The organism is Streptococcus timonensis (genome assembly GCF_047460355.1).
In the GTDB taxonomy this organism is placed as follows: domain Bacteria; phylum Bacillota; class Bacilli; order Lactobacillales; family Streptococcaceae; genus Streptococcus; species Streptococcus timonensis_A.
This window is the reverse complement of sequence record NZ_JASHGL010000002.1, coordinates 56,898-81,407: the sequence shown is the minus strand read 5'-3', so window position 1 is coordinate 81,407 and position 24,510 is coordinate 56,898. Positions and strand designations below refer to the sequence as shown.

At 36.6% G+C, this 24,510-nt stretch carries 24 protein-coding genes and 1 pseudogene; 7 read left to right on the top strand and 18 right to left on the bottom strand.

Going from position 1 to position 24,510, the window contains the following annotated elements; translation table 11 throughout:
* Window positions 1-472: 472 nt before the first annotated feature.
* The 7 genes from QM941_RS03810 to QM941_RS03780 form a co-directional block, all read right to left on the bottom strand.
* The gene (locus tag QM941_RS03810; RefSeq protein WP_414339074.1) at window positions 473-2,023 is read right to left on the bottom strand and encodes a chloride channel protein; all 1,551 of its coding nucleotides are present in this window, start codon (window positions 2,021-2,023) and stop codon (window positions 473-475) included.
* 15 nt (window positions 2,024-2,038) lie between these two features.
* Window positions 2,039-2,818 (bottom strand): ribonuclease HII, encoded by a 780-nt coding sequence (locus QM941_RS03805; RefSeq protein ID WP_414339072.1) that lies wholly within the window; start codon window positions 2,816-2,818, stop codon window positions 2,039-2,041.
* On the bottom strand, window positions 2,805-3,656 hold the full coding sequence (ylqF, locus tag QM941_RS03800; RefSeq protein ID WP_414339071.1) for a ribosome biogenesis GTPase YlqF: 852 nt from the start codon (window positions 3,654-3,656) through the stop codon (window positions 2,805-2,807). Before ylqF ends, QM941_RS03805 begins: the two co-directional genes overlap by 14 nt.
* 143 nt (window positions 3,657-3,799) lie before the next feature.
* Window positions 3,800-4,774 (bottom strand): phosphate acetyltransferase, encoded by a 975-nt coding sequence (gene pta / locus QM941_RS03795; protein WP_414339069.1) that lies wholly within the window; start codon window positions 4,772-4,774, stop codon window positions 3,800-3,802.
* 19 nt (window positions 4,775-4,793) lie between these two features.
* Complete coding sequence (locus QM941_RS03790; RefSeq protein ID WP_414339068.1) at window positions 4,794-5,684, bottom strand: RluA family pseudouridine synthase; 891 nt, start codon at window positions 5,682-5,684, stop codon at window positions 4,794-4,796.
* Complete coding sequence (locus tag QM941_RS03785) at window positions 5,681-6,502, bottom strand: NAD kinase (RefSeq protein ID WP_414339066.1); 822 nt, start codon at window positions 6,500-6,502, stop codon at window positions 5,681-5,683. Before QM941_RS03785 ends, QM941_RS03790 begins: the two co-directional genes overlap by 4 nt.
* Entirely contained in the window at window positions 6,486-7,157 is a 672-nt protein-coding gene (locus tag QM941_RS03780; protein WP_414339064.1) for a GTP pyrophosphokinase, read from the bottom strand. Before QM941_RS03780 ends, QM941_RS03785 begins: the two co-directional genes overlap by 17 nt.
* A gap of 133 nt (window positions 7,158-7,290) precedes the next feature.
* Between QM941_RS03780 and QM941_RS03775 the strand changes: the two genes are divergently transcribed.
* The 6 genes from QM941_RS03775 to QM941_RS03750 all read left to right on the top strand — a co-directional run bounded on the left by QM941_RS03775 (window position 7,291) and on the right by QM941_RS03750 (window position 11,391).
* Window positions 7,291-7,860, top strand: coding sequence for a CYTH domain-containing protein (locus QM941_RS03775; RefSeq protein ID WP_414339062.1), 570 nt, complete (start codon window positions 7,291-7,293; stop codon window positions 7,858-7,860).
* Between the two features lie 155 nt (window positions 7,861-8,015).
* On the top strand, window positions 8,016-8,960 hold the full coding sequence (locus tag QM941_RS03770) for a ribose-phosphate diphosphokinase (protein WP_414339060.1): 945 nt from the start codon (window positions 8,016-8,018) through the stop codon (window positions 8,958-8,960).
* A 12-nt stretch (window positions 8,961-8,972) separates the two neighbouring features.
* Window positions 8,973-10,091 (top strand): cysteine desulfurase family protein, encoded by a 1,119-nt coding sequence (locus QM941_RS03765; protein ID WP_414339058.1) that lies wholly within the window; start codon window positions 8,973-8,975, stop codon window positions 10,089-10,091.
* Window positions 10,092-10,442 carry a DUF1831 domain-containing protein gene (locus QM941_RS03760; protein WP_414339056.1) on the top strand — a complete coding sequence of 117 codons (351 nt, stop codon included), beginning with the start codon at window positions 10,092-10,094 and terminating at the stop codon, window positions 10,440-10,442. It abuts the gene before it with no gap.
* A gap of 11 nt (window positions 10,443-10,453) precedes the next feature.
* Window positions 10,454-10,669, top strand: a complete 216-nt coding sequence (locus QM941_RS03755) for a DUF4649 family protein (protein WP_414339054.1) — start codon at window positions 10,454-10,456, stop codon at window positions 10,667-10,669.
* A gap of 80 nt (window positions 10,670-10,749) precedes the next feature.
* Entirely contained in the window at window positions 10,750-11,391 is a 642-nt protein-coding gene (locus QM941_RS03750) for a redox-sensing transcriptional repressor Rex (protein WP_414339052.1), read from the top strand.
* A 60-nt stretch (window positions 11,392-11,451) separates the two neighbouring features.
* On the opposite strand, the gene radC is transcribed toward QM941_RS03750, so the two are convergent.
* Both radC and QM941_RS03740 read right to left on the bottom strand, forming a co-directional pair.
* The gene (gene radC, locus QM941_RS03745; protein WP_414339050.1) at window positions 11,452-12,132 is read right to left on the bottom strand and encodes a RadC family protein; all 681 of its coding nucleotides are present in this window, start codon (window positions 12,130-12,132) and stop codon (window positions 11,452-11,454) included.
* Between the two features lie 63 nt (window positions 12,133-12,195).
* A complete protein-coding gene (locus tag QM941_RS03740; protein ID WP_414339456.1) occupies window positions 12,196-13,476 on the bottom strand; it encodes an O-acetylhomoserine aminocarboxypropyltransferase/cysteine synthase family protein in 1,281 nt (426 codons plus the stop codon).
* Between the two features lie 190 nt (window positions 13,477-13,666).
* On the opposite strand from QM941_RS03740, the gene QM941_RS03735 reads away from it, so the two are divergent.
* Window positions 13,667-14,362, top strand: a complete 696-nt coding sequence (locus QM941_RS03735; RefSeq protein ID WP_414339048.1) for a VIT family protein — start codon at window positions 13,667-13,669, stop codon at window positions 14,360-14,362.
* Window positions 14,363-14,755: 393 nt separating this feature from the next.
* Here the strand turns inward: QM941_RS03735 and QM941_RS03730 are convergent.
* From QM941_RS03730 to QM941_RS03690, 9 genes and pseudogenes are all read right to left on the bottom strand, one after another.
* Window positions 14,756-14,958: pseudogene (locus tag QM941_RS03730) on the bottom strand (IS5/IS1182 family transposase); the annotation flags it as partial.
* Window positions 14,959-15,045: 87 nt separating this feature from the next.
* Entirely contained in the window at window positions 15,046-15,546 is a 501-nt protein-coding gene (locus tag QM941_RS03725; RefSeq protein WP_414339046.1) for a hypothetical protein, read from the bottom strand.
* The gene (locus QM941_RS03720) at window positions 15,543-16,166 is read right to left on the bottom strand and encodes an ATP-binding cassette domain-containing protein (RefSeq protein WP_216730612.1); all 624 of its coding nucleotides are present in this window, start codon (window positions 16,164-16,166) and stop codon (window positions 15,543-15,545) included. The genes QM941_RS03725 and QM941_RS03720 overlap by 4 nt, the downstream gene beginning before the upstream one ends.
* Window positions 16,163-18,145, bottom strand: coding sequence for an ABC transporter permease (locus tag QM941_RS03715; RefSeq protein ID WP_414339044.1), 1,983 nt, complete (start codon window positions 18,143-18,145; stop codon window positions 16,163-16,165). The genes QM941_RS03720 and QM941_RS03715 overlap by 4 nt, the downstream gene beginning before the upstream one ends.
* Window positions 18,146-18,365: 220 nt before the next feature.
* Window positions 18,366-20,363 (bottom strand): ABC transporter permease, encoded by a 1,998-nt coding sequence (locus tag QM941_RS03710; protein ID WP_414339043.1) that lies wholly within the window; start codon window positions 20,361-20,363, stop codon window positions 18,366-18,368.
* Between the two features lies 1 nt (window position 20,364).
* Window positions 20,365-21,123, bottom strand: coding sequence for an ABC transporter ATP-binding protein (locus QM941_RS03705; RefSeq protein ID WP_414339042.1), 759 nt, complete (start codon window positions 21,121-21,123; stop codon window positions 20,365-20,367).
* A 341-nt stretch (window positions 21,124-21,464) separates the two neighbouring features.
* Window positions 21,465-21,737: a PspC domain-containing protein gene (locus tag QM941_RS03700; protein ID WP_414339041.1), complete on the bottom strand. Its 273-nt coding sequence runs from the start codon at window positions 21,735-21,737 to the stop codon at window positions 21,465-21,467.
* A 59-nt stretch (window positions 21,738-21,796) separates the two neighbouring features.
* Window positions 21,797-22,246, bottom strand: coding sequence for a SprT family protein (locus QM941_RS03695; protein ID WP_414339040.1), 450 nt, complete (start codon window positions 22,244-22,246; stop codon window positions 21,797-21,799).
* Entirely contained in the window at window positions 22,233-24,362 is a 2,130-nt protein-coding gene (locus QM941_RS03690) for a Tex family protein (RefSeq protein WP_414339039.1), read from the bottom strand. The genes QM941_RS03695 and QM941_RS03690 overlap by 14 nt, the downstream gene beginning before the upstream one ends.
* Between the last annotated feature and the right edge of the window lie 148 nt (window positions 24,363-24,510).

Here is a 24,510-nt window from a genome sequence, read left to right as displayed (position 1 = left end):
ATTTATATTCAATTATTTATATGTGAAAGTAGTTTCAGAGTTTGAGCTTTAAATTTTTTATTATACATTGATTATCATTGAAAATAATGTACAAATTAATTTCTCAGATTAGAGGATATTATGTACTAGAAAATATACAAAATACCACTCCAGAATAATGTACAAAACAAAAATAAAGTACACTCCTTAAAGAATGTACTTTATGCTTCTAATTCAGTTGTATCAATTGTTTAGCTCATGTTAAGTCAATTTTACATAACCTTTTAGTTTTATTATCTATAGGATAGATATCTAACTTCTAAAGCAGATATCTTGATACACTTTGCATTTAACAATTAATAAATTTTTACTTATTGATTAGATTTAAACCCAAAAATTGTTTTGAGTCATTTTTAATTTATTTTCTTAGGTATTGCTTGATGAAATTCATTTAACTAATAAGACATAAAATAAATTATGTAACATAGCCTTGTTACAATAACAAATCTTTTACATTTCCAATTTCATTTTTTGGAATTACTAAGTAAATCATATCTCCCAGATACATTCTTGTTGAACCATTAACAGTTTGGCTTTTTCCGTTGTGAATTTGAGTTGTGATGAGGACATTTTGTGGGAGGTTCAATTCATGAACTTGCTTGCCAGCAATTTTGTCAGAGACTGGGATTTCAATCAAGGTCACTTCTCCATGATGATCCACTTCTTCTGGTAGCATCTTTTCTAGCATGGCTTCATAGACAGGTGCTCCCTTAAGCAAGTCCATAACAATGTAGGCTACTAGGGTTACAAGACCAAGTGGCATAAGACTACGAATATCTCCGACCATCTCAGTTACTAGAATCATAGCTGTGAGAGGAGCTTTAGAAATAGCTCCAAAGTAACCACTCATCCCTAAAATAATGAAAATCGGGAATTGGTCTTGACTGATTAGTCCAAGCTGGAGGCAGATTGTTCCCATTAAGGCTCCCAAGAGAGAGCCTAAGGCTAAGATTGGCAGGAAAATACCTCCAGGAAGTCCACTACCAAAACTAATCATTGACCATACAAAGCGGATGATAAAGAAAGCCAGTAAAACTTGGAAAGTGTAGCTTTGCTCCGTCAAAGAGAGGATTAACTGATTTCCTCCTCCGAGAATATGGGGTAAATAAAGACCGATTGGAATAATAAGGATAAAGGCTAGGATTGGATAATAAGCACGATCTAGATGAAGATGTTTTCCAATCCAATCGTAGACTTGACCAACATTGAGAACAGTTTTCTGATAAAGATAGCCCGAAATCCCGAGGACAAGGCCCATAACCAAGTAGATCCAGTACTGATCCAAACGCATCTGAGGAATATGGTCAGGCATATCTAAAACCGGTGTTAAACCAAACATTAAGAGTGAAACAAAGTTTGCTACAAGGCTTGCAGCGAGTGTAGAAACCCAGAAAAATCTTGAAAAATGATGATAGACTTCTTCAACGACAAACAGAAGACCTGCTATCGGAGCATTGAAGGCTGCTGCAAGTCCAGCTGCAGCCCCACTTGCTATGAGTGAACGTTCTTCGACAGGGCTAGCTTTTAACCATTTGGCAATACCTTTACCGCCTACAGCTCCCAGTTGGATACTTGGTCCCTCACGACCCAGCATAAGTCCACTTGCAATGGCTAAAGTTCCAAGAATATATTTTTTCCAAATAATACTCCACCAATTGAGGTTCATGAGGCCTTTTAATTCAGCTTCTACCTGAGGAATACCAGAACCTTTAATATCCTTATCCGAACGGGTCAATCTTGCACTTAGAAAGACTATAAGAATATACATAATTAAAATTATGAAAACATTGATGAACCAGTTCGACTGGTCTTGGTATAAGTGTTGAAAAAAATGAAAAGCTTCTTCGATTAAAAAACGAAAGGAGCCGACAGTTATACCTACGATAAGCCCGACAAGAATTCCCCGAGCCACTTGTGATAAAATTGAGCTCGAAGCAAAGTCAAATTCCTTTTTAGAGCTTAATTTGTGTGATTCTTCCTCCATAATTTCTTCCTTTTCTTAATTTTCTTTTGAGGTAGCAACCATTGACTTAATGGGCTCAAAGCTTGTTCTGTGAATGGCTGTTAAGCCAAGTTTAGCTAAACCTTCCAAATGTTTTGCTGTCCCGTAACCTGCATTTTGAGCAAAATCATAACCTGGAAATTCTTGGTCGTAATGAGCCATCAACTCATCCCTTGTCACCTTAGCGATAATGGAAGCAGCTGCTATTGACAAGGAATTAGCATCTCCCTTGATAATAGATGTCTGTGAAATAGGTAAGTCCAATTTCATGGCATCAATTAAGAGATGTTGAGGCTGAGGCTCCAATTTAGAAATGGCTTCTTTCATTGCTAACTTAGTGGATTCATAGATATTGACTTGGTCAATGACATGATTGTCCATAATCCCAATCCCGATTGCTAAAGCCTGATTTTTAACAGCTTGAAAAATTTCCATGTGCTTCTTTTTAGGAATCTTTTTACTGTCATTTAGGCCCTTTATTTTGCAATCTTTGGGGAGAATAACCGCGGCAGCCACAACAGGTCCTGCTAGAGGACCACGTCCAACTTCGTCAACACCTGCAATCAAGTTGATACCCTCGGCATAGAGTTCCTTCTCATATCTGAGCATAGTTTCTAAGCGATTAATTTCTTCAAGTTCAGCTTGTATTTCTCTTTTTCTTTTTTGAATTTCCTTTTGAACTCCGGCCCTGGGGTCTTTTCCTAATTCTTCAAAAAGTGAACTTTCTAGGTCTGTAATGGTTGTTAATAGTTCTTTTATTTCTTTAATCGTTGCCATTGAGATCATCCAAGGTATCTAAGGTGTAGTTTCCAAGTTTTCCATCACGAACCTCTTTAACAAAAAGACTATAAAAACGGTCATAATCATCACGGAAACCAAGTAGACGAGTCATATCCATAATAATTTCTGGCGCTTCATCATCCAGATTCATCTGTTTAAAACGCTCTTGCAGTCTTTCTGGATAATGGTTTTTAAAGTAACTAATACCAAAGATTGTAACCTCATCCATTGGCAGTAATTGATCCTTGATTGCTCCCGTAAGCGCAAGTTTGAGTGCAACAGTTTCATCTTCAAATTTTGGCCAGAGAATCCCTGGAGTATCCAAAATTTCTAAATCCTTATTGGTTTTAAGCCATTGTTGACCTTTTGTCACACCTGGTTTATTACCAACTACAGCAATTTTCTTACCAGCCAAACGATTCATCAGAGTTGATTTTCCTGCGTTTGGAATCCCGATAATCATGGTGCGCAAGGTTTCGATTTGAATACCACGTTCTTTTTGACGAGCAATCTTATCTGCCATGAGTTTCTTAGCAGCATCAGTCACGACTTTAACTGTAATTTGCTCTTTAGAATTGATAGCAAGTGTTTGAATTCCTTGTGATTCAAAGTGCTGACGCCATTCTTTAGTAAGGATTGGATCAGCAAGGTCAGCCTTGTTTAATATTAAGAGCTTCGGTTTATCTCCAACAATTTTAGTAAGCATGGGATTCTGACTAGATAAAGGTAGTCTTGCATCCACCAAAATCGTCACAAAATCAACAAATTTTAAATTTTCCTGGACCTGTCTTCTGGCTTTAGACATATGCCCTGGAAACCATTGAATAGTTGCCATTATTATTCCTTCTCTTCAAATAAACTTCTTCTATTTTCATAAATCAACACTGTCTATTTTATCATATTTTGGCCTTTTTTGCAGATGCTTTGGATTTGAACCAGCAAAAAGCCCCTATTAATGAGATAGGAGCTTTAAAAATTTTATTGATGAATAGCTTGTGCTGCAGTAATCAATGTAAGGTTGTATACGTCGTCTGAGCTACATCCGCGAGAAAGGTCGTTAACTGGCTTATTCAAACCTTGCAAAACAGGACCTACGGCAGAGAATCCACCAAGACGTTCTGCAATCTTGTAGCCGATGTTACCAGCTTCGATACTTGGGAAGATGAATACTGTTGCTTGTCCAGCAACCTTACTTCCAGGAGCTTTCAAAGCGGCAGTTTGTGGATGGAAGGCAGCATCAAATTGCAATTCTCCATCAATTTCAAGGTCTGGGCGTAATTCGTGTGCACGTTGTGTAGCTGCTACTACCTTATCAACGTTTTCACCAAAACCAGAACCTTTACTTGAATAACTCAACATTGCAATTTTTGGTTCGATACCAAACATTTTTGCTGTAATTGCAGAGTTGATAGCAATTTCAGCTAATGCGTCAGCGTCTGGATTGATGTTAATTGCACAATCACCAAATAGGTAACGTTCATTTCCGCGTACCATTAGGAAGGCACCTGATGTACGAGTTACATTTGGACGAGTTTTGATAATTTGAAGAGCTGGACGAACTGTTGCAGCAGTTGAGTGAAGTGCACCTGAAACCATACCATCAACCAAGCCCATATACACCAACATTACACCGAAGTAGTTAACGTCTTCTCGTAAAGTTTTACGAGCTTCTTCTTCAGTCATTTTACCACCGCGGCGCTCTACCAATGCAGCAACCATTTCATCAAATTTAGCGTAGTGGTCAGGGTCAATGACTTCGTAACCTTCTGTAATCCCTTCGATTTCAAGGTAAATTTTAATTTTTTCTGGTTTACCTAGTAAGACAGGAATTACATCTGTTTCATTTACTAGACGTTTAGTTGCTTGAAGAATACGAGGTTCTTTCCCTTCAGGGAGAACAATACGTACGTTTTTGCCAACTAGGTTGGCTTTTAGATTCTCAAAAACTTCCATGAGTTTTACTCCTTTAATTTTATATAATTGATAACTTAGTAATAAGGTTCTTAAAATCATCCGGTAGAGGACTAGAAATTTCTAACTGTTCTTCTAGAAAAGGATGATAAAAGGACAAGAAATGACAATGTAGCGCCTGGCGCTCAATGCCATGCTCAAGACTTCCACCATAAAGGTCGTCTCCAAGCAAAGGAAAACCAATATGAGAGAAATGAACACGAATCTGGTGGGTTCTACCAGTATGCAAACGAATATCTACTAAATGAATATCCCCAAAAGATTCAACGATTTTATATTCGGTATGGGCATATTTGCCACCCTTGGCAACACGTCTGGTGATAATTGAGTCGATATCTCTTGCGATGGGAGCAATAATATTACCTTGTGGTTCTAACACTCCTGCTCCTTTAACTAATGCAAAATATCGTTTTTCAATAGCTTTTTTCTGGAGTTGTTTGTCCAACCGAGCGTGGGCATATCCATGTTTTGCAAATAGCATTAAACCAGATGTATCACGGTCGAGCCTTGTTACAATATGAACTTGCTGATTCTCATAGGCCTGTTTTACGTAATATCCTTTGATATAATTTGCAATGGTATTAGAGTGATTGACACTCGGAATAGAGGCAATTCCAAAAGGTTTATTTAATATGAGGAAATGGTCATCTTCAAAGAGGAATTCCAAGGGATAATCAATAGCTTCCAAAGTTTCGAACCCCTCTTCAGCCGGAATATCAATGACAACTAGGTCACCGATATCTAAAAGATAGGTTGCGTTTTGCGGTTGCCCATTCACAAGAATTTGGCCACCTCTAAACTTTATTTTAGCAAGTAGACCTTTAGAAACTTCGTGTTTTTTGAGGAAGATTTTTACCTTGACGTGTTCATCAGCAGTAAAATCAAACCTCATAACTCATCAACCTCACCAATAAAGGCATCTTTGACACGATTCCAAAAACTTGTATGGCTTGGTGTTGCTACGAAATGAATCTTATGATGATCAATTTGATACTCAATTCGTTCAATGTTTCGGAAGGAATAGATACTGTTATCAACAGAAATCGTATGATAGTCATTTCGAGTTGGAAAGACTTCAATCTTATCCTTCTTCGGTACGATAACTGAAGAACCAAGTGTTCGATAGATCCGATTGTTTAAACTGGCAATTTCCGTTAATTGAATAGCTTCAATAGTTGGATGTAAAACAGCACCACCGAGAGATTTATTATAGGCGGTACTACCAGTTGGTGTGGAAACAGTTAAGCCGTCCCCACGGAAGCGTTCAAAATGTACATGGTTAATGACTACGTCAGCTACCATGGTACGGTCTGCACGACGAATACTAGCTTCATTAAGAGCCCGGTAAGTTTTAACTTCACCATTTTCCAGATGGACTTTTACATTTAACAATGGATATGAGACCTTGGCCCCAGTATCCAGTTGTAAATTTGTAACTAGTTGCTCCAATTCAAAGTCTCTATAATCTGTAAAAAAACCTAAATGACCGGTGTGAACACCAACGAAACGGACCTTGTCCAACTGGTCTTCATACTTGTGAAAAGCAGAAAGAAGCATTCCGTCACCTCCAATAGAGACAACGATATCTGGATTTTTATCATTAAGTATGAAATGATGCTTTTTTAAAAGATCTTTCAACTCATATAAAACTTTTCTACTCTGTGGTTTTCGGTTTGCGATCAGATCAACCCTTTTACCTGTATTCTTCATCTGTATCGTCACTATTTCCTACCCCGTCATTTAATTTGCGATGCAAAGGATCAAAGAGTGCTTGTGCCTCTTGGATATCATCCCGAATCTTACTCATTTCCTCATCTAGCTGGTGAGAAATCCGAGCTGTGATTTCCAGGCGTTCCTTGATTTCTTTCGGAAAATCTCCCTGATACTTATAATTAAGAGAGTGTTCAATCGTCGCCCAAAAATTCATTGCTAAGGTACGGATTTGAATTTCAGCTAATATGGTTTTAGAACCATTAATAGTGTCAACCGTATATTCAATGATAATATGATAAGAACGATAACCTGATGCTTTGCGATGGTTGATGTAGTCTCGCTCTTGGATAATTCTCATATCCTGTCTTTTATGCAGAATAGATACTACTTCTTTAACGTCATCTACAAACTGGACCATTACACGCAAACCAGCGATATCTTGCAAGTCATTTTCAAGAGTTGCATAGGTAATCCCTCTGCGTTCCATCTTTTCCTTGATACTTTCGATAGGTTTGACACGACCTGTAACAAATTCAATCGGTGAATGTCGATTTTGTTTGCGATACTGTTTTCGAATTCCACGCAATTTAATTTTCAACTCGCCAACAGCTTGAATGTAAGGATCTAAAAATTCTTCCCATTCAGTAATCATAAATCTTATTGACTCACCTCTCTTAGCTTTTGGACTTATTTACTCTTTGATTTTAAGCAAAAAATCATATACAATAAATACAGTAAATATTATACCATAAATCGCTTTCAAAGATAAAGAAAAGGTTCCGAAAATGAAACATTTAGAAATCGAATTAAAAACCCTTCTCAAGAGGGAAGACTACCTCAACTTAAAAGAATTATTTTCTGATGTGAAGCCTGTCACCCAAAAAAACTATTATATAGATAGCCCTGATTTTATCCTTCGTAAGAATAAAATCGCTATGAGAATTCGTACTTTTGAGGATAGAGCTGAATTAACTATTAAAATTCCTCAAACCGTTGGTAACATGGAATATAATCAAACACTTAGTTTTGAAGATGCAAATATTTGTATAGATCAAGCAGTGATTCCTGCTGGACTCGTTCTAGAAGAATTAAGAAACAGAGGTATCCAAATTACAAACTGGCTTGTTCTAGGATGTCTAACCACTATTCGTTATGAAAAAGAGACTGATATCGGGCTTATGGCTCTGGATGAAAGTCACTACTTTGATGTTACAGACTTTGAACTAGAATTAGAGGTAACTAATCAGGAAAAAGGAACAGCAGATTTTCTAGCTTTTTTAGAAAAATACGATATTGAATATCAGAAGGCAGCATCAAAATTAGTTCGATTTATAGAAAAAAGAAAAAAAGACTGAAATTATCTACTTTTTTTGGTAAAATAGAAGGGATAAAAAATAATTGAAATCAATTTCATAAAAGTCTTAAAGGTTATCCTCAATCTTTAGAATCTAAGGATTTTATTAAAGATTTTATGTTTGAGATTCATATAATTATAGAGGACGGTTTATCAATGTCAGATACAAAAAATATGAAGCTTTTTGCTCTTAATTCCAATAAGGAAATTGCTCAAAAAATTGCAGAAACAGTTGGTGTTCCACTCGGGAAAGTATCTTCTAGACAGTTTTCTGATGGTGAAATTCAAGTAAATATCGAAGAAAGTGTTCGTGGATATGATGTCTATATCATCCAGTCTACTTCTTATCCTGTCAGCAACCATTTGATGGAACTTTTGATTACGGTAGATGCTTGTGTTCGCGCCAGTGCAAGCACAATTAACGTTGTTATGCCTTATTTTGGTTATGCTCGTCAAGACCGTATCGCTTCTTCTCGCGAACCTCTAACAGCTAAGCTAGTTGCCAATATGCTGGTCAAAGCTGGTGTTAATCGCGTCCTTACTCTCGACTTGCATGCTGTCCAAGTCCAAGGTTTCTTTGATATTCCAGTTGATAACCTTTATACTGTCCCTCTATTTGCAAAGCATTACTGTGACAAAGGTCTATTAGGACCTGATGTGGTTGTTGTTAGCCCTAAAAACTCTGGGGTTAAACGTGCACGTAGTCTAGCAGAATACCTAGATGCACCAATTGCCATCATTGACTACGCTCAAGATGATTCAGAGCGTAACCAAGGCTACATTATTGGAGATGTGGAAGGTAAGAAAGCCATCTTGATCGATGATATTCTAAATACTGGTCGTACCTTTGCTGAAGCTGCGAAAATCGTTGAACGTGAAGGCGCTACAGAAATTTATGCTGTCTCAAGTCACGGTCTCTTCGTTGAAGGTGCTGCTGAATTATTGGATGCAACCAAAATTAAAGAAATCCTTGTGTCCGATTCAGTAGCAACTCAAGGTAAGACTCCAAAAAATGTCAAATATATCACAGCAAGCGAATTAATCGGTGATGGTATCGTTCGTATTCACGAGAGAAAACCACTCAGTCCACTCTTTAAATAAGAAGGTGCTCCTTTGATTTATTTAGATAACGCTGCTACTACTCCCATGTCTCTACTTGCTATTTCAACAATGACAAAAGTCATGCAGGATATTTATGGCAATCCTTCAAGTATTCATAGTCATGGTCGGCTAGCTAACAAATTACTTAGAGAAGCTCGCCAGGATCTTGCAAAACTTTTGGGAACTAAACCTGATAAGCTATTTTTCACAGCAGGGGGTACAGAGAGTAATAATACAGCTATCATTGGCTACTGTTTGAGAAATCAGCATCGAGGAAAACATATTATCACGACGGCTATTGAACATCATTCTGTACTAGAACCAATCGAGTATCTAGTCAAGCAATTTGGGTTTGAAGTAACCATCATCCAACCAGATAGGCAGGTAATCACTGCCCAACAAATCCAAGAAGCTCTACGCAATGACACTATTCTAGTTTCAACTATGTTCGTCAATAACGAAACTGGTACCCTCCTTCCCATTGCTGAGATTGGAGAACTCTTAAAAAATCATCCTGCCGCTTATCATGTGGATGCAGTTCAAGCAATTGGAAAAATCCCTATTATCCCTAATGAGTTAGGAATTGACTTTTTAAGTGCCTCTGCCCATAAGTTCCATGGTCCAAAAGGTGTCGGTTTTCTATATGCCTCAGATGCTAACTTCGATTCTTACCTTCATGGTGGGGATCAGGAAAGGAAAAAACGGGCTGGAACCGAAAATCTACCTGGAATTGTGGCTATGGTCGCTGCTTTAAAGGAAGAACTGGCAAATCATGACCAAAACTATCAAGCTGTAGATGATTTACAAAAGGTATTTCTAAGAGAGATTGAAGGCTGTTCCTACTATCTCAATCAAGGAAAAAAACAGCTTCCTTATGTCTTAAATATTGGATTTCCAGGTCAAAAAAATGATCTACTACTACTTCGGCTAGACTTGGCTGGAATCTCTATCTCCACAGGCTCTGCTTGTACTGCTGGGGTTGTTCAACCAAGTCATGTCCTTAAAGCTTTCTATGGAGAAGATTCTCATCGTTTATCAGAATCGGTACGAATCAGTCTCTCCTCTCAAAACACAAAGGAAGAAATCATTCAGCTCGCAAATACATTAAAAGAAATAATTGGAGAAAAGTAAATGGCTTTTGAACAAACTATTCGTCTATCAAATTGTTTGTATGACTACACTATTAGTCCTTCTGTAAAAAAATTCACTCTTAAAGATAATACTTTCTTTGAAACTAAAGTTGGTAATTATGAATTAACTCGTCTACTCGAAAAAGTTCCAAACAGTGGTGAAGGATTTAAACTTAAGATTGTTATTAATAAAGAATTGACAGGTGCTAAGATCAATATTACTGACAAATCTGGTTTACGTTTAGTTGATATTTTTAAATCTGAAGACCATGAGATTCATCAGCAAAAATTCTATTTCTTAATGGATAGCTTAGTTGAACGTGGCGTATTCACTAAAACCACTACTAGATAGAAGGTCTTAACATGTTTCAACTAACCTATCTAGATGCATATCAGGTTGAGCGCACACTAAATTATGCAGATTATGATGAACTAATGCTATCCTTATCAGGATGTGTTACTCTTCCAGATTCCTACCGTGTAACTTCTCTCACTTTTCAAGATAAGCTTATTTATCAGGGATTTGTTGGAGATTTATACCGTTTTCTTAAAACAATTGATTTAACAAAGATAAACTAAGATTTTTCTTAGTTTTTTCTTGTTTTTGTTGATTTTTTCACAAACTTGCTATACAATAGAATTAGAAAGGTTGTGATATTGTGAAAGAAAAACAATTTGATATTCCTAAAGCCACAGCAAAAAGACTTTCTCTATACTATAGAATTTTTAAACGCTTTAATGGGGAAAAAATTGAAAGAGTAAATTCCAAGCAAATTGCAGAAGCTATCGGGATTGATTCAGCTACTGTCAGACGTGACTTTTCATATTTTGGTGAACTTGGTCGTCGTGGATTTGGTTATGATGTCAACAAATTAATGACATTTTTTGCTGACCTCTTAAACGATAATTCTATTACCAATGTTATGTTAGTTGGTATTGGGAATATGGGACATGCACTCCTCCACTATCGTTTCCATGAACGCAATAAAATGAAAATTATCATGGCATTTGATTTGGATGATCATCCAGAGGTTGGAACCGTTACAGAAGATGGTATCCCTATTTACGGTATTTCTCAAATTAAAGATAAAATCAAAGATGCTGATGTAAAAACTGCTATCTTGACTGTCCCTAGTGTAAAATCACAAGAAGTTGCTAATCTCCTGGTTGATGCGGGTATTAAAGGAATTCTTAGTTTTTCTCCTGTTCACCTTCACCTTCCTAAAGATGTAGTGGTCCAATATGTCGACTTGACTAGCGAACTACAAACTCTTCTCTACTTTATGCGCAAAGCAGATTAGAGAAAGACCTTTTTAAGAAGATACTATACAAGAAAAAAACCTGTATCATATACAGGTTTTTTATATCATATCCGTCTTCTCGCGGTAACTAAAATAATCAGAATGAGAGACAATTAAATGGTCCAATAAGACCAATCCCATTAATTCGCAGGCTTCTTTAACAAGCTTCGTAACATGGTCATCATTGGGGCTAGGAACTACTGCTCCTGATGGATGATTATGAACCAGAATCACAGATGTTGCCATATGCTTCAAAGCATAGTGGAGAATTTCTCTCGGTTCAGCAATGCTTCTCGTGGCAGACCCGATAAAAATGGTCTGCTGGTGAATGATTTGATTTTGAGTATTCAGATAGAGCGCCACTAGGTGCTCTTGTTTTTTATCTCCAAGCTCAGACTGCATCTTTTTAGCTAATTTACGACTGCTAAGAATACTCTCCATTTCCACTGTTTCCCTTTTATGGATACGGTAGCCTAATTCAATAACGGCTTGTAATTCGATAGCCTTAACACGTCCAATACCCGATAGAGTCTGCAGTTCCTGTAGACTCATTTTTTTTAGGTCAGTTAAACATGTCAGCTGATTTAAGATCTTCTGTGCTATTTCAAAAACATTGGCCTGTTTTGTGCCTGTCCTTAGTAATATTGCCAGTAATTCTTGGTTGCTGAGTGCTTCTACTCCTTCTCTGACTAGTCTCTCTCTTGGTAAAAGTGAATCTTCTTGAAATGAAATACTATACATAAAAATCCTCCTCACTTTATTATTCGTGAGAAGGATGCTTAATTTGATAAATATAAGTTATTTTTAGATTTTTTCAAGTGCAAGACGCAAATCTTCAATCAAATCATCGACATTTTCAAGACCAATGGATAAACGGATTTGATTTTTAGTTACTCCTGCTGCTTCTAAGTCAGAATCAGACAACTGAGCATGGGTTGTAGTTGCCGGATGAACGACTAATGATTTGGCATCTGCCACATTGGCTAGGTTTGAAAAGATTTCTAAGCTGTCAATCACTTTACGAGCTTCTGCTTCTCCACCTTTAACATGGAAGGTAAAAATTGAACCAACACCTTTTGGTAAATATTTCTCCGCCAAGGCATAATAAGGGCTATCAGCTAATTTTGGATAATTAACTTTTTCAACTTTAGGATGGTTCACTAGGAAATCAACAATTTTTTCAGCATTTTGAACATGACGTTCAACACGGAGAGATAGTGTTTCAAGACCTTGTAGGAGCAAGAATGAGTTAAATGGTGAAAGGGCAGCTCCCATATCGCGAAGCAATTGAACACGAGCAGCAACGATGAAGGCTGCAGCACCTACATCACGAGTATAGCTTAAATTATGGTAGCTCGGATCTTCATTGACGAATTGAGGGAATTTCCCTGAAGCTGCCCAATCAAACTTGCCGCTATCAACAATGACACCACCGATAGTTGTACCGTGTCCTCCGATAAACTTAGTAGCTGAGTGAACTGCGATATCTACACCGTGAGAAAATACATTGATGAGATAAGGTGTTGCGAAAGTATTGTCAGTAACCAATGGAATCTGGTGTTTATGAGCAATTTCAGCAATCTTTTCAATATCAGGAATGTTGATGACTGGATTACCCAAAGTCTCAATCAAAACAAGTTTTGTATTGTCTTTAATCGCTGCCTCTACTTCTTCTGGATTATCAATATCAACAAAAGTTGTGGTGATTCCATAGCGGGGAAGGGTTTCTTTCAAAAGGTTAAAGGTACCACCGTAGATAGTTGAAGCTGCAACCACGTGATCACCTGCGTGAGCAAGTCCAAGGATAGTATAAGTAAGAGCTGCCATCCCAGAAGCTGTGGCAAGTGCACCTACTCCGCCTTCTAGCGCTGCAATACGCTCTTCAAAGGCTGAAGTTGTTGGGTTAGTGATACGAGTATAGATATTTCCAGCTTTTTGAAGGGCAAAAAGGTCTGCACCCTCTTGTGTATCTTCAAATACAAAAGATGTTGTTTGATAAATTGGTACAGCACGAGACTTGGTAGTAGCATCTACCACTTGTCCTGCATGCAATTGAAGAGTTTCAAATTTAAATTCACGAGTCATCATCAGACCTCCAAAGATTTTATTAAATTAATTGTATCATCTATGGCAGTCAGTTACAAATAAAACTTTATTATATATAGGATAAGAAATAGCTATGGCTTTTATTAGAATTGTAGAACTTTTTTCAGATAGTTTAAAAAGTTTGTATTCGCTATTCCTATACTTTATAATGGATAAAAAGGAGAAGACTATGTCAGAAATTACACATGAAATTGATTCAAACTTTGCCGGTCGTTTAAATATTTTACGTGCTGGCGTGCTCGGAGCCAATGACGGAATCATTTCCATCGCTGGAGTTGTTATCGGGGTTGCCAGTGCAACCAGTAATATCTGGATAATCTTTCTCTCAGGATTGGCCGCAATCCTTGCAGGAGCCTTCTCTATGGCTGGAGGTGAATATGTCTCTGTATCAACTCAAAAAGACACTGAAGAAGCCGCTGTTGCCCGTGAACAACTTCTTTTAGATAAAGATATGGATGCTGCTAAAAAATCCCTCTATGCAGCTTATCTTCAAAATGGTGAGTGTGAAACATCTGCTCAACTACTAACCAACAAAGCCTTTTTGAAAAATCCACTCAAGGCTTTGGTTGAGGAAAAATACGGAATCGAGTACGAAGAGTTTACAAATCCTTGGCATGCTGCTGCATCTAGCTTTATTGCCTTCGTACTTGGTAGCCTACCACCAATGCTTTCAATTATTATTTTCCCAAGCGAATACAGAATTCCTGCAACTGTCTTTATCGTAGCAATTTCTCTCTTAGTTACCGGTTACACCAGTGCTAAACTCGAGAAAGCACCAACAAAAACAGCTATGATTCGAAACCTTTGTATCGGTCTTTTAACCATGGGAGTTACCTACCTATTTGGACAAATGTTTAGTATTTAAGAGACAAAATGATACTGGGCAAAAACTAGCTTTAATACTCTTCAAAAATCTCTTCAAACCACGTCAGCTTCGCCTTGCCGTACGCGAGTACAGCCTTCGGCTAGCTTCCTAGTTTGCTCTTTGATTTTCATTGAGTATAAAATAAAACCACACAATGATTTCAGTCTTGAATTCTATCAAGAAGAAAGAATCACTGTGTGGTTTTTGAATAATAGATATTTTAGAGGCTAAATTTTTGACTAATTTTGTGAGATTCGTAGTCACGAAGGTGAATCTTATCTCTGTTTCGACGATTTGTTTGTTCCTAACACGCACTCTTCTAAAGCAACAAATAAACTATGCTCTACCATTTTCAGGGTTCATTTGAACGATTTTATGTCCATAGAACACTTAAAGAGCATAGGCGAACAGTGCATCTTCATAAGCATAGTTGGATGAAATTTAGGGTAACCAGTATGAGAATTTTCCTATAGAAACATTTGACTTGGGATACTGTCAACAAATAAACGAATCATTTAATATTCATGAGTTGTTAGAATATCACAGAACAGAATTACTTCCAAACTTAACTGATTTATGTTATAATCTGTAACCATTACCAACTTAAAGACGCAATCATCAAGATAAGATACTAGGATTAAAAATTGACTTTTTTTCTATCAAAACAGGCAAATAAATCGCAATCACTTACTTTTTTCTTTAAAAGATTCATATATTTTTTTATATAAGTCTTTTATATCTTTTTTCTGAGAATTCAACTCTTCTTTACCATAGTCAAAATTTGCTACTACAAATCCCTCGTCATCATTAGAAAAAGTAAAAAATTCTATTTCAATGAGTTTATTATGCTTAGAGTCCTCTATAGTGTCTCCTAAATTATTATTAAATCGCTTCACTTCTTCTTCACGAACTCCGAACCCCGTAGCAGCTCCATTTGCAATGATGTTTGAAAATACTTCTTCTGAAGACGCTACTTCTTTCACAGTTATGAAGTATATGGCCTCTTCTGTTTCTACTTCTTTCACTTTATTCCATTTTTCTGTATCACTAGAAGAAACCGTATAAACTGTTAACTCCAGTGTTGGTTTATTGGTATTTTCTTTTATGATCATTTGTTTTCCAAAGAAGAAAATAGCAAGTAGCCCAGCTACAAAGATCAAAGCAATATAAATTATCTTTTTCATACATTATCCCCTATATCTTTCATATCAATGATCACATCAACTTTGTTATAAACAGCTGGATCGTGAGTCGCAATAATAACATATTTGTCTTCATCTCTTTCATTTAATAATAAACGAATGATTTCTTTTCCAATCTCACCATCTAAAGCTCCTGTGGGTTCATCTGCTAAGATAATTTTACGTGGTTTCATTAACATTCTGGCAATAGCTACACGTTGAGCCTGCCCTCCAGACAATTCATATATTTTTTGATGTAAATAGTCGCTCGACAGTCCTACTTTTTCAAGTACATCAGTTATTATTTTTTTGTCTTTAGTGATAAGTTTCAGATTATCATATACTGTTTTGTTTTCGATTAAAGAATAATTCTGAAATACATATCCAACAGTATTTTTAAAGAAGGTTCTTTCTTTTATCTTCCAAATATCCTGTTTATCAACTAAAACGTTCCCACTATCAATTTTTTCTAATCTTCCTATAATATTAAGAAGAGTACTTTTACCAGAGCCAGAACCTCCAATCAATGCATAGCTTTTTCCAGATTCAAATCTTAAATTTAAGTCTGTAAAGATCTTTTTTGAGCCGAAACTTTTTGAAACGTTCAAAAGGTCAATTGTCATGTTTCATCTCCTTTTAAAATTTTAGTATAGCTTTCAGATAATTTTTTAAAACTCATGATTATTGACAACATCAAAACTAGTATAGAAGCAAGACCAATATATAGCAGCTCTATTTGTCCTGTCATAAGAAATGTAAATAGGATAACCATTGTAATAATCATCATAAAATACTTGAGACTTGAAATTGCTATATATGTTTTTGACAGACCCAAAATGATTTTTTTCACATATTCATTCTGTTTTAGGGCAATATAAAGTTGGACATATTGATAAATGAGTATAAAGACAATACTGTAAATTATCTTCTGCAAAATTTGTGACAGTAGAATTTGGTGCTCTAAGGATTGGATCTTCAACTTCACAATTTGGTAAACATCTACTGGATTCATTGAAAAATTCAACTGGGTAGCCATCTCATTTATTTTCTTTACCGCCTCAGGACTAAAAAGAGACTTACTTGTTATATTACTAGCCAAAGAAAACTTGTTATTTTCAATCATTTTGTCCGTATCTAACACAACAACTATATTATCTTTGCTATCTGCTACACTTGACATTGGTAAATGCTCTTTCATTTTATAATTATCATCAGCATCCTCATTGAAATAAAAAATTTTATCACCATCAGGAATTATTTGTACTGCAAGCTCTTCTTTGGTATAGTGTGTTCCAATAAATTGTTCTGCTACAACTGTATTCTCGATAGATTTCTGGTTTTCTTTCCATTTCTCAGGAATATAAATGGTTGCTATCTTATTATCTAAAAGATGATAGTTTGTTCCATTCACTTTATTTTCTAGGTTAGCACCTGTTTGATTGATATAAATCAACTCTTTATTTATTTCTGGATTCGTTATTCCGTCATTTTCTAATTGTTTAGAAAAGTCTTCGAAAGCATGAGATGTTTTCATAAAATCTGGAACATATGCTGAGGATCGTTCTATATATAAATAATCTAAGTTTTTTAAGGAAGCAGCTATCTGTAGATACTGATCATCCGAATCACTTACTTCTCCATTTTTAGCAAAGTTATTTTCTATTCCAAGGAACTCAATTCTTCTCCAGTCTTTTACTGTGTCCCATGGTGCTAAATTCTGTATTTGTATATTAATACTGGATTGACTACTCTTTGTTTCTTGTAAAAAAATTCCTGATACAACGATAATAATCGAAATAATGGCAAGCCATACGACAAAAATAAGCTTGTTTTTTGCCTTGTTTTTGATAATTTCAATGGGCTTTTCAATCTGAATCGTCAACCAAAATAAAACAAAGGTAATGAGATCAATGATTTGAAATAGTATAAAATTCGTTAAAAGCAGAGAGAAAAATAACTTAGAACTATAAGTGAAGAAACCATTTCCCAAAAAAGAACTGTAAAAAATCATCAATAAAGCCATCATAATCAGTTCAAAAATAAGAGAAATGCCATACTCTCTTCTTAGATCGTATACAGGCAATCCCAAAGAACGTCGTATCACTCCTTCTTTAATCTGCCTCGTTCTAACAACAAATAACACAACTAATAAGGTTAAGTAAATTGACCCCATTAACAGTATTCTTAAAGTTCCAGTAAATTGTAAGATTCCTCCTATATACCAAGGATAAGCAATATAGACTGTTTGTAGTCCAGTCATCGTAAGTGGTTTCAAACTGTCTATATTTATTTTTCCAAGGGTGTAATACATCCCTATTATTGGTGCTGACTTTAATTGTTCATTATTTACATCATCGAAATTTACATACTTCAACTGACCAGAACTCTGAACGATTGGTTTGTAAATGGTAACTTTTTCCGTTTTTGATAAGTCACGAAGCATTTCGTATATTTCGTTATTTGAAAGATTGCTTTTTCCTTGAATAGAAAAAGCACCATCAATTGGTAAAGGTATGGGCGTTTCGGTATCGCTAATAGTGACCAGACCAATTGCAGCAATCAAACAAAAGAAGAATCCAATAGTACATAATTTTAATTTCATAAGCATTTACCATATTACAAAAGACCCTAACTTATAATCGGCTCTCTTGTTTTCATAAATTATTTTTAAAATCTATAATAATCTCAATATGCATTTAAGCGAAAATTGTTTCAAGATTTTTTCTTGAAATGTCTATCTATAATCTTTTTTATCGTGAACTTTAACGTTCCCAAAATATTCGTTTGGGTTAATACTATGATTCCTTGACAAACATTTTTTATTATATTTGAACAATCTTGCGATAACTTCTTGAAGTAATCATAAAGATTAGGACATAGACTAAAGCAAAGATACCACAAATGGAAAGTGTTACGCTTAACATCATAGCTGTATCCACACCACCAATAACCTTGATAATCAAACTCAACATGTGATAGGCAAAGGCTAGATGTAGGAAGGCGAAGATTACAGGGAGGAAGAATACAGTCAAGACTTGCTTGTTAATGGTTTGCTTGATTTGTTTTTGATCCAAACCAACCTTTTGCAAAATCACGAAGCGTTCACGATCCTCATAACCTTCTGAGATTTGTTTATAGTAGATAACCAGTACAGTTCCTATCATAAAGATGATAGAGAGGAAAATACCAATAAAGAGAACTCCTCCAAAGAGAGCATTCATTTGGGCAATTGCGTCACTTGCAGTGCCTCCACCATAAACCATACCGTCTTCATTTTTGAGATTATGGTTAAAATTATTTACATACGCATCAAAATCATCAGATAGCTTTAATTGTTCCTCTAGACTTGCGGTGACATCCATACCACCGTAGAACTGAGTGTAGACAGCAGAATCTTGGTACTGATCCAAAAAGCTTTGAAGATCTGGTACAACTAGGTAGTTAAAATCTGAAACTAAAAGGATATAGAGATTGGAAACATGGTTAGCTAAAAAATCTTGCTGGATTTCTTGCTTGATACTATACTCCTGACTGTTAAGACTAAATGATTTCTGACCTTTTAGTTGGTTATTTTTAGCCCAAAGACCTACTTCATTACCAGTAAGATTTAGCTTTTGTCCAGTCATTTTTTCATAGTCTTTTTGATCAAATACTAGAAAAACTGTCTTAGGTAATTCCGTGATTTGTTCTTTAGTCATGATGGTTAATTTAGTTCCATCTTGACTAGAAAGGCCAAAGCTAGCATAGCTAAGAACGTCTTTATTGCTAATCGTCAAGTTCTTTTCACTGGCATATTGAGTCAATAGTTGGTCTAAATTCTCAACTTCAATATTATTTCCCTTAGCCTTAACATCGAAATCATGAGGATACATGATATTTTTTATATTTTCAGAACCGTTGTAGATACTGGTTGCTGCTGACATAGTAACCAAAACCATGGTGGAAAGGATGGTAATGGTTGCTAAACCGACAGCGTTTTTCTTCATACGGAAGATAAGGTTAGAAACAGAGATGAGGTTATTTGGTTGGTAGTAATAACGCTTGTTTTTCTTGAGTAAGTGTAAGAAAACTGTAATACCCGCATTGAATAAGAGGTAGGTCGCAACAATTACCAACAGGACGGCTATAAAGAAAGTAACAGTCGCTGAAACTGGATCTTTTACGCTTTGTGCTAGATAGTAGCCACTACCTAGTGCAATTAGCCCTAGTAAAGTTTGAAGGACTAAGAAACGTCCCTTCTTCTCCCCTTTTACTTTTTCACGAGATAGTTGCAGAGCATCCATACGGATGATACGTAGGGTATTTAGAAACACAAGGACTAAAAAGATAAGACCAAATACTAGAAGAATTGAAAGGACTACGGACCATTGAAAGGTTGCGACTAGCTCTACCTTCATCTTTGCAAGCTTAAGCAATATAGCAAAGATGAGATTGTCAAAGAGGGCACCAATGCCAATCCCAGAAGTCACTGTTACTAAACCAAATATTAGGAGTTCCTTAAAGGTCATACCAATTAAATGGCGCTTTTCTAGTCCCAACATACCATAGACACCCAGTTCTTTTGAGCGATTTTTCATGACAAAACTGTTGGCATAAAGAACGATAATGGCAGATGCAAGTGTCACAACGACAAGCCCTAGTTGTAGGGTAAATTGAATAGCAGATGCACCACGTAAATCCACAATTTTAGGATTAAAGGCTAGAGAGTAAAAGAGATAGCTGATAGTGACTGCCAAAATGACAGACAAAGCAAACGGATAATAGAGTTTGCGGTTTTTAATTAAGTTGGATATGGCCAACTTATTGGTTAATCGAAACATACTAGTTCACCTCACTTGCCATAACAGTCAAGGTGTCAGAGATTTCTTGGAACATCTGACGATCCGTCTTTTCACCACGATAGATTTGATTATAGAGAATACCGTCCTTGATGAAAAGAACACGTTTTGCACGGCTGGCCGCAGCTGTTGAGTGGGTCACCATGAGAATGGTTTGCCCTTGCTCGTTAATCTGATCAAAGATATCAAGGAGGGCTGCAGACGATTTAGAGTCTAGGGCGCCTGTTGGCTCGTCCGCAAGAAGAATTTCTGGTTCTGTGATGATAGCCCGTGCAACTGCTACCCGTTGTTTTTGCCCTCCAGAGATTTCATAAGGGTACTTCTCCTGCAATTGATTGATGCCAAGATTTTCGGCCGTCACGACCAATTTTTTCATCATTTCTGTAATAGGCTTTCTAGACAATACCAAAGGGAGTAAGATATTGTCTTTAACAGAAAGCGTATCTAACAAATTGAAGTCTTGGAAGACAAAGCCTAACTTTTCACGACGGAAGCTTGATGCTTCAGAATTTTTAATGGTAGCTGTGTCAGTTCCGTTTAGGAAGACCTGGCCACGCGTTGGCTTGTCAAGCATAGCAAGAATATTGAGTAAAGTAGATTTACCAGATCCAGACTCACCCATGATAGCGACGTAGTCGCCTTTTTCAACGGTAAAGTGAATATCTTTCAGGGCTTCTACTTGGCTGCCTTGGAAACGTGTTTTATAAATCTTTTGAACGTGTCTTACATCTAATAATGTCATGATAATCTCCTTTTTAATATCCCATTAATTGAAACTGAGCCTGCATAATAGCGCAACCGAGCTGAACTCGCTCGATATCCTTTTGACTTGGTTTACTTGTTTGTTTCTTTTGTAGAATATTTTTCATAGTTTTGCTACTTTATCTTTCTGATATAAGTGTACTCCAAATAAAGATGGCTTGCCATAACATAACCTTACAAAAGAGGTCTGTAATCTTACATTTTTGTAAGATTGGATTATTTTTTTGATATGAACTACTATTAGTTTACCACAAATTTTTAAGCAAAAGAAAAACCCTTGATACTACAAGGGTTTAATACTTCAAATGAATGGTAATATGGTTACCAAAACCAACCTTCGTCATCTTTGATTGGTTCAGCTTCTTTGATTTTGCGTGGTCCTGTTCCGTACATTTCAGCTTCGATATCTTCTTTTGTTGGTAGGATAGAAGCTAGTATAACGTAGATAATAATTCCGAGTCCAAAGTTTGCGATTGTAAAAATTGCAAAAAGGAAACGAACTAGGGTTACATCAAGATTCCACTTATCAGATAGACCAGCTAGAACACCTGATATCATACGATTTCTTCTCATTTTATAAAATTTTGTATTCATGATTTGTTCCTCTTTCGTTTTTCTTAATATTAGTATATCACTAAGCTAAACTGTCTACATCAGTCCTTAGGCCGATTTAACAAGAGGAGCTTTCCACGGCAGAGACCACAACGATAACGCTTGGTATCGATTTTTCGCTTTCTTTGATAGATTTGCTGACAAGACTGACAAGTATAGACTAAGTTTGGCTTTTTATTAGCACTTGATAAGGGAGGAACAAAGCGGAGACCGTCTACCTCTTTTAAAAGTTGCTTAAAGGCTAAATCCTTATGCTGATAGCCTCTACCTTCAAAGTAAAGATGGTAATGGCAGAGCTCATGACGAACAATTTTACGAAAAACCTCTAAACCAAGTTCTTGATAGACTTTGGGATTGAAATCCAAATGACCATCCTTAGAGAAAAATCGCCCACCTGTCGACCGTAGACGAGTATTCCATTGAGCTTTGTGTTTGAAAGGTTTCCCAAAATCTTCTAAAGAAACTTGTTTAACGTAATCAGTTAGATTCATTCGGTGCAAGAAGCGACAGATTTACTTTTTCACGGTCAGCATCGATTTTCTTAACCCAAACGGTTACCAAATCGCCGACAGAAACTACCTGACTAGGATGTTTGATAAACTTTTTACTCATGTGAGAGATATGAATCAGGCCATCCTCATGGATACCGATATCAACAAAGGCACCGAAGTCAACGACGTTACGCACAACTCCTTCAAGCTTTTGTCCAACTTTTAAATCATTGATATCCAAAACATCCTGACGAAGGACTGGGGCATCAAAAGAATCACGGAAATCACGACCAGGTTTTAGAAGGTCTGCAATAATATCTTTAAGAGTTTCTTGACCGAGGTCTAGTTCTTGGGCCATTTCCTTAATTGAAATCGATTTGAGTTTGGCTTGCGCTTCTTCATTTAGCTCATTAATGTCTAAACGTTTGAAGAGTTCTTTTACAGCAGCATAGTTTTCAGGGTGAACACCTGTGTTATCAAGGATATTGCTACTTTCAGGGATACGGAGGAAACCTGCAGCCTGCTCAAAAGCTTTAGCACCTAAACGAGGAACTTTCTTGATTTGGGCGCGTGAAGTGATTTTACCTTCTTCTTCACGATACTTAACGATATTTTCAGAGATAGTTTTGTTAAGCCCTGCGACATGAGAAAGCAAGGCTGGACTAGCTGTATTGACATTGACACCGACTTGGTTCACTACTGTATCAACAACAAAGTCTAGACTTTCAGACAGTTTCTTTTGACTAACATCGTGCTGATATTGACCGACACCAATGGATTTGGGATCGATTTTAACCAACTCAGCAAGTGGGTCTTGCAAGCGACGAGCAATCGAAATAGCAGAGCGTTTCTCAACGGTTAAATCAGGAAACTCTTGACGAGCAATTTCACTAGCTGAGTAAACAGATGCACCGCTCTCATTGACAATGACATAGCTGACCTCAGGAAAATCTTTAAGTACTTCAGCTACAAAGGCTTCGCTCTCACGACTAGCAGTACCATTGCCGATAGCAATGATTTCCACACCATATTGGCCAATCAAATCTGCCAAGTCTCTTTTTGCTTCTTCAATCTGACGACCTGAAGCCGGTTTGACAGGATAAATGACTTGCGTTGTCAGCATTTTCCCGGTCGCATCCACGACTGCAAGCTTGGCACCTGTACGAAAGGCAGGGTCAAATCCAAGGACCACGCGCCCTTTAAGAGGTGCTACAAGAAGGAGATTTCGTAGATTTTCGGAGAAGAGTTGAATCGCTCCTTCTTCTGCCTTCTCTGTTAATTCAGTACGAATACGGCGCTCAATAGCTGGCAAGACTTTTTTCTTAACAGATTGCTGAATAACTTCGTCAATATAAGCATTCTTAACTTTAAAACGACCACTAAAGAAAGATAGAATACGATCAGTCGCATGCTCAAAGCCAATTTTCAAAATGCCTAACTTCTCACCACGATTAAGTGCAAGCGTACGGTAACCTTGCATGTTTGCAACTGTTTCTGAGAAATCGTAATAAATCTGAAAAACTTGTTTTTCATCAAGACTCTCATCTTTGACTTGAGAAGTAATCTTAGAGCGTCTAAGTACCTCTTGATATGTCATTGAACGTAAATGAACATCCTCGGATAGTGCTTCAACCAAGATGTCTACAGCTCCAGCCAAAGCTTCTTGAGGAGTTTCGAAACCTTCACAGATAAATGCTTCTGCTTCTTTTTCTAGGTTAGAAACATTTTGTAAAATTAAACGAGCAAGTGGAAAAAGTCCAGCCTCACGGGCGACAGTTGCCTTTGTCCGACGTTTTTCTTTATAGGGAAGATAGAGTTCTTCTACATCTGCTAGTTTTTCAGCTGCTAGAATCGCTTCTTCCAATTCCTTGGTCAGCTTGCCTTGCTCTTTGATTTTTGCTAAAACTGCTTCCTTACGGTCATTGAGGTTGGTTAGACTTTTATCAAGGTCAATAATTGCCTTAATAGCCACCTCGTCTAAGCTTCCAGTCATGTCTTTCCGATAACGTGCAATAAAGGGAATGGTCGCACCCTCTGCTGTCAAAGACAAAACCGTATCAATCTGCTTTAAAGTTACACCCAAATCTTGGGAAATTTTTTCATATTTTTTATCCATGAAACTATTATACCATAAGGAAGAAAGCTTGTTTTCATTAATTTGTTGCTTTATTTCAACTTCATAAAGATAAAAGCCATGTTTATTTTAAAATCCAACTATTTCTTAGAAATAATAGTATAATAGTGTTAACTAAAAGAATCGAGGT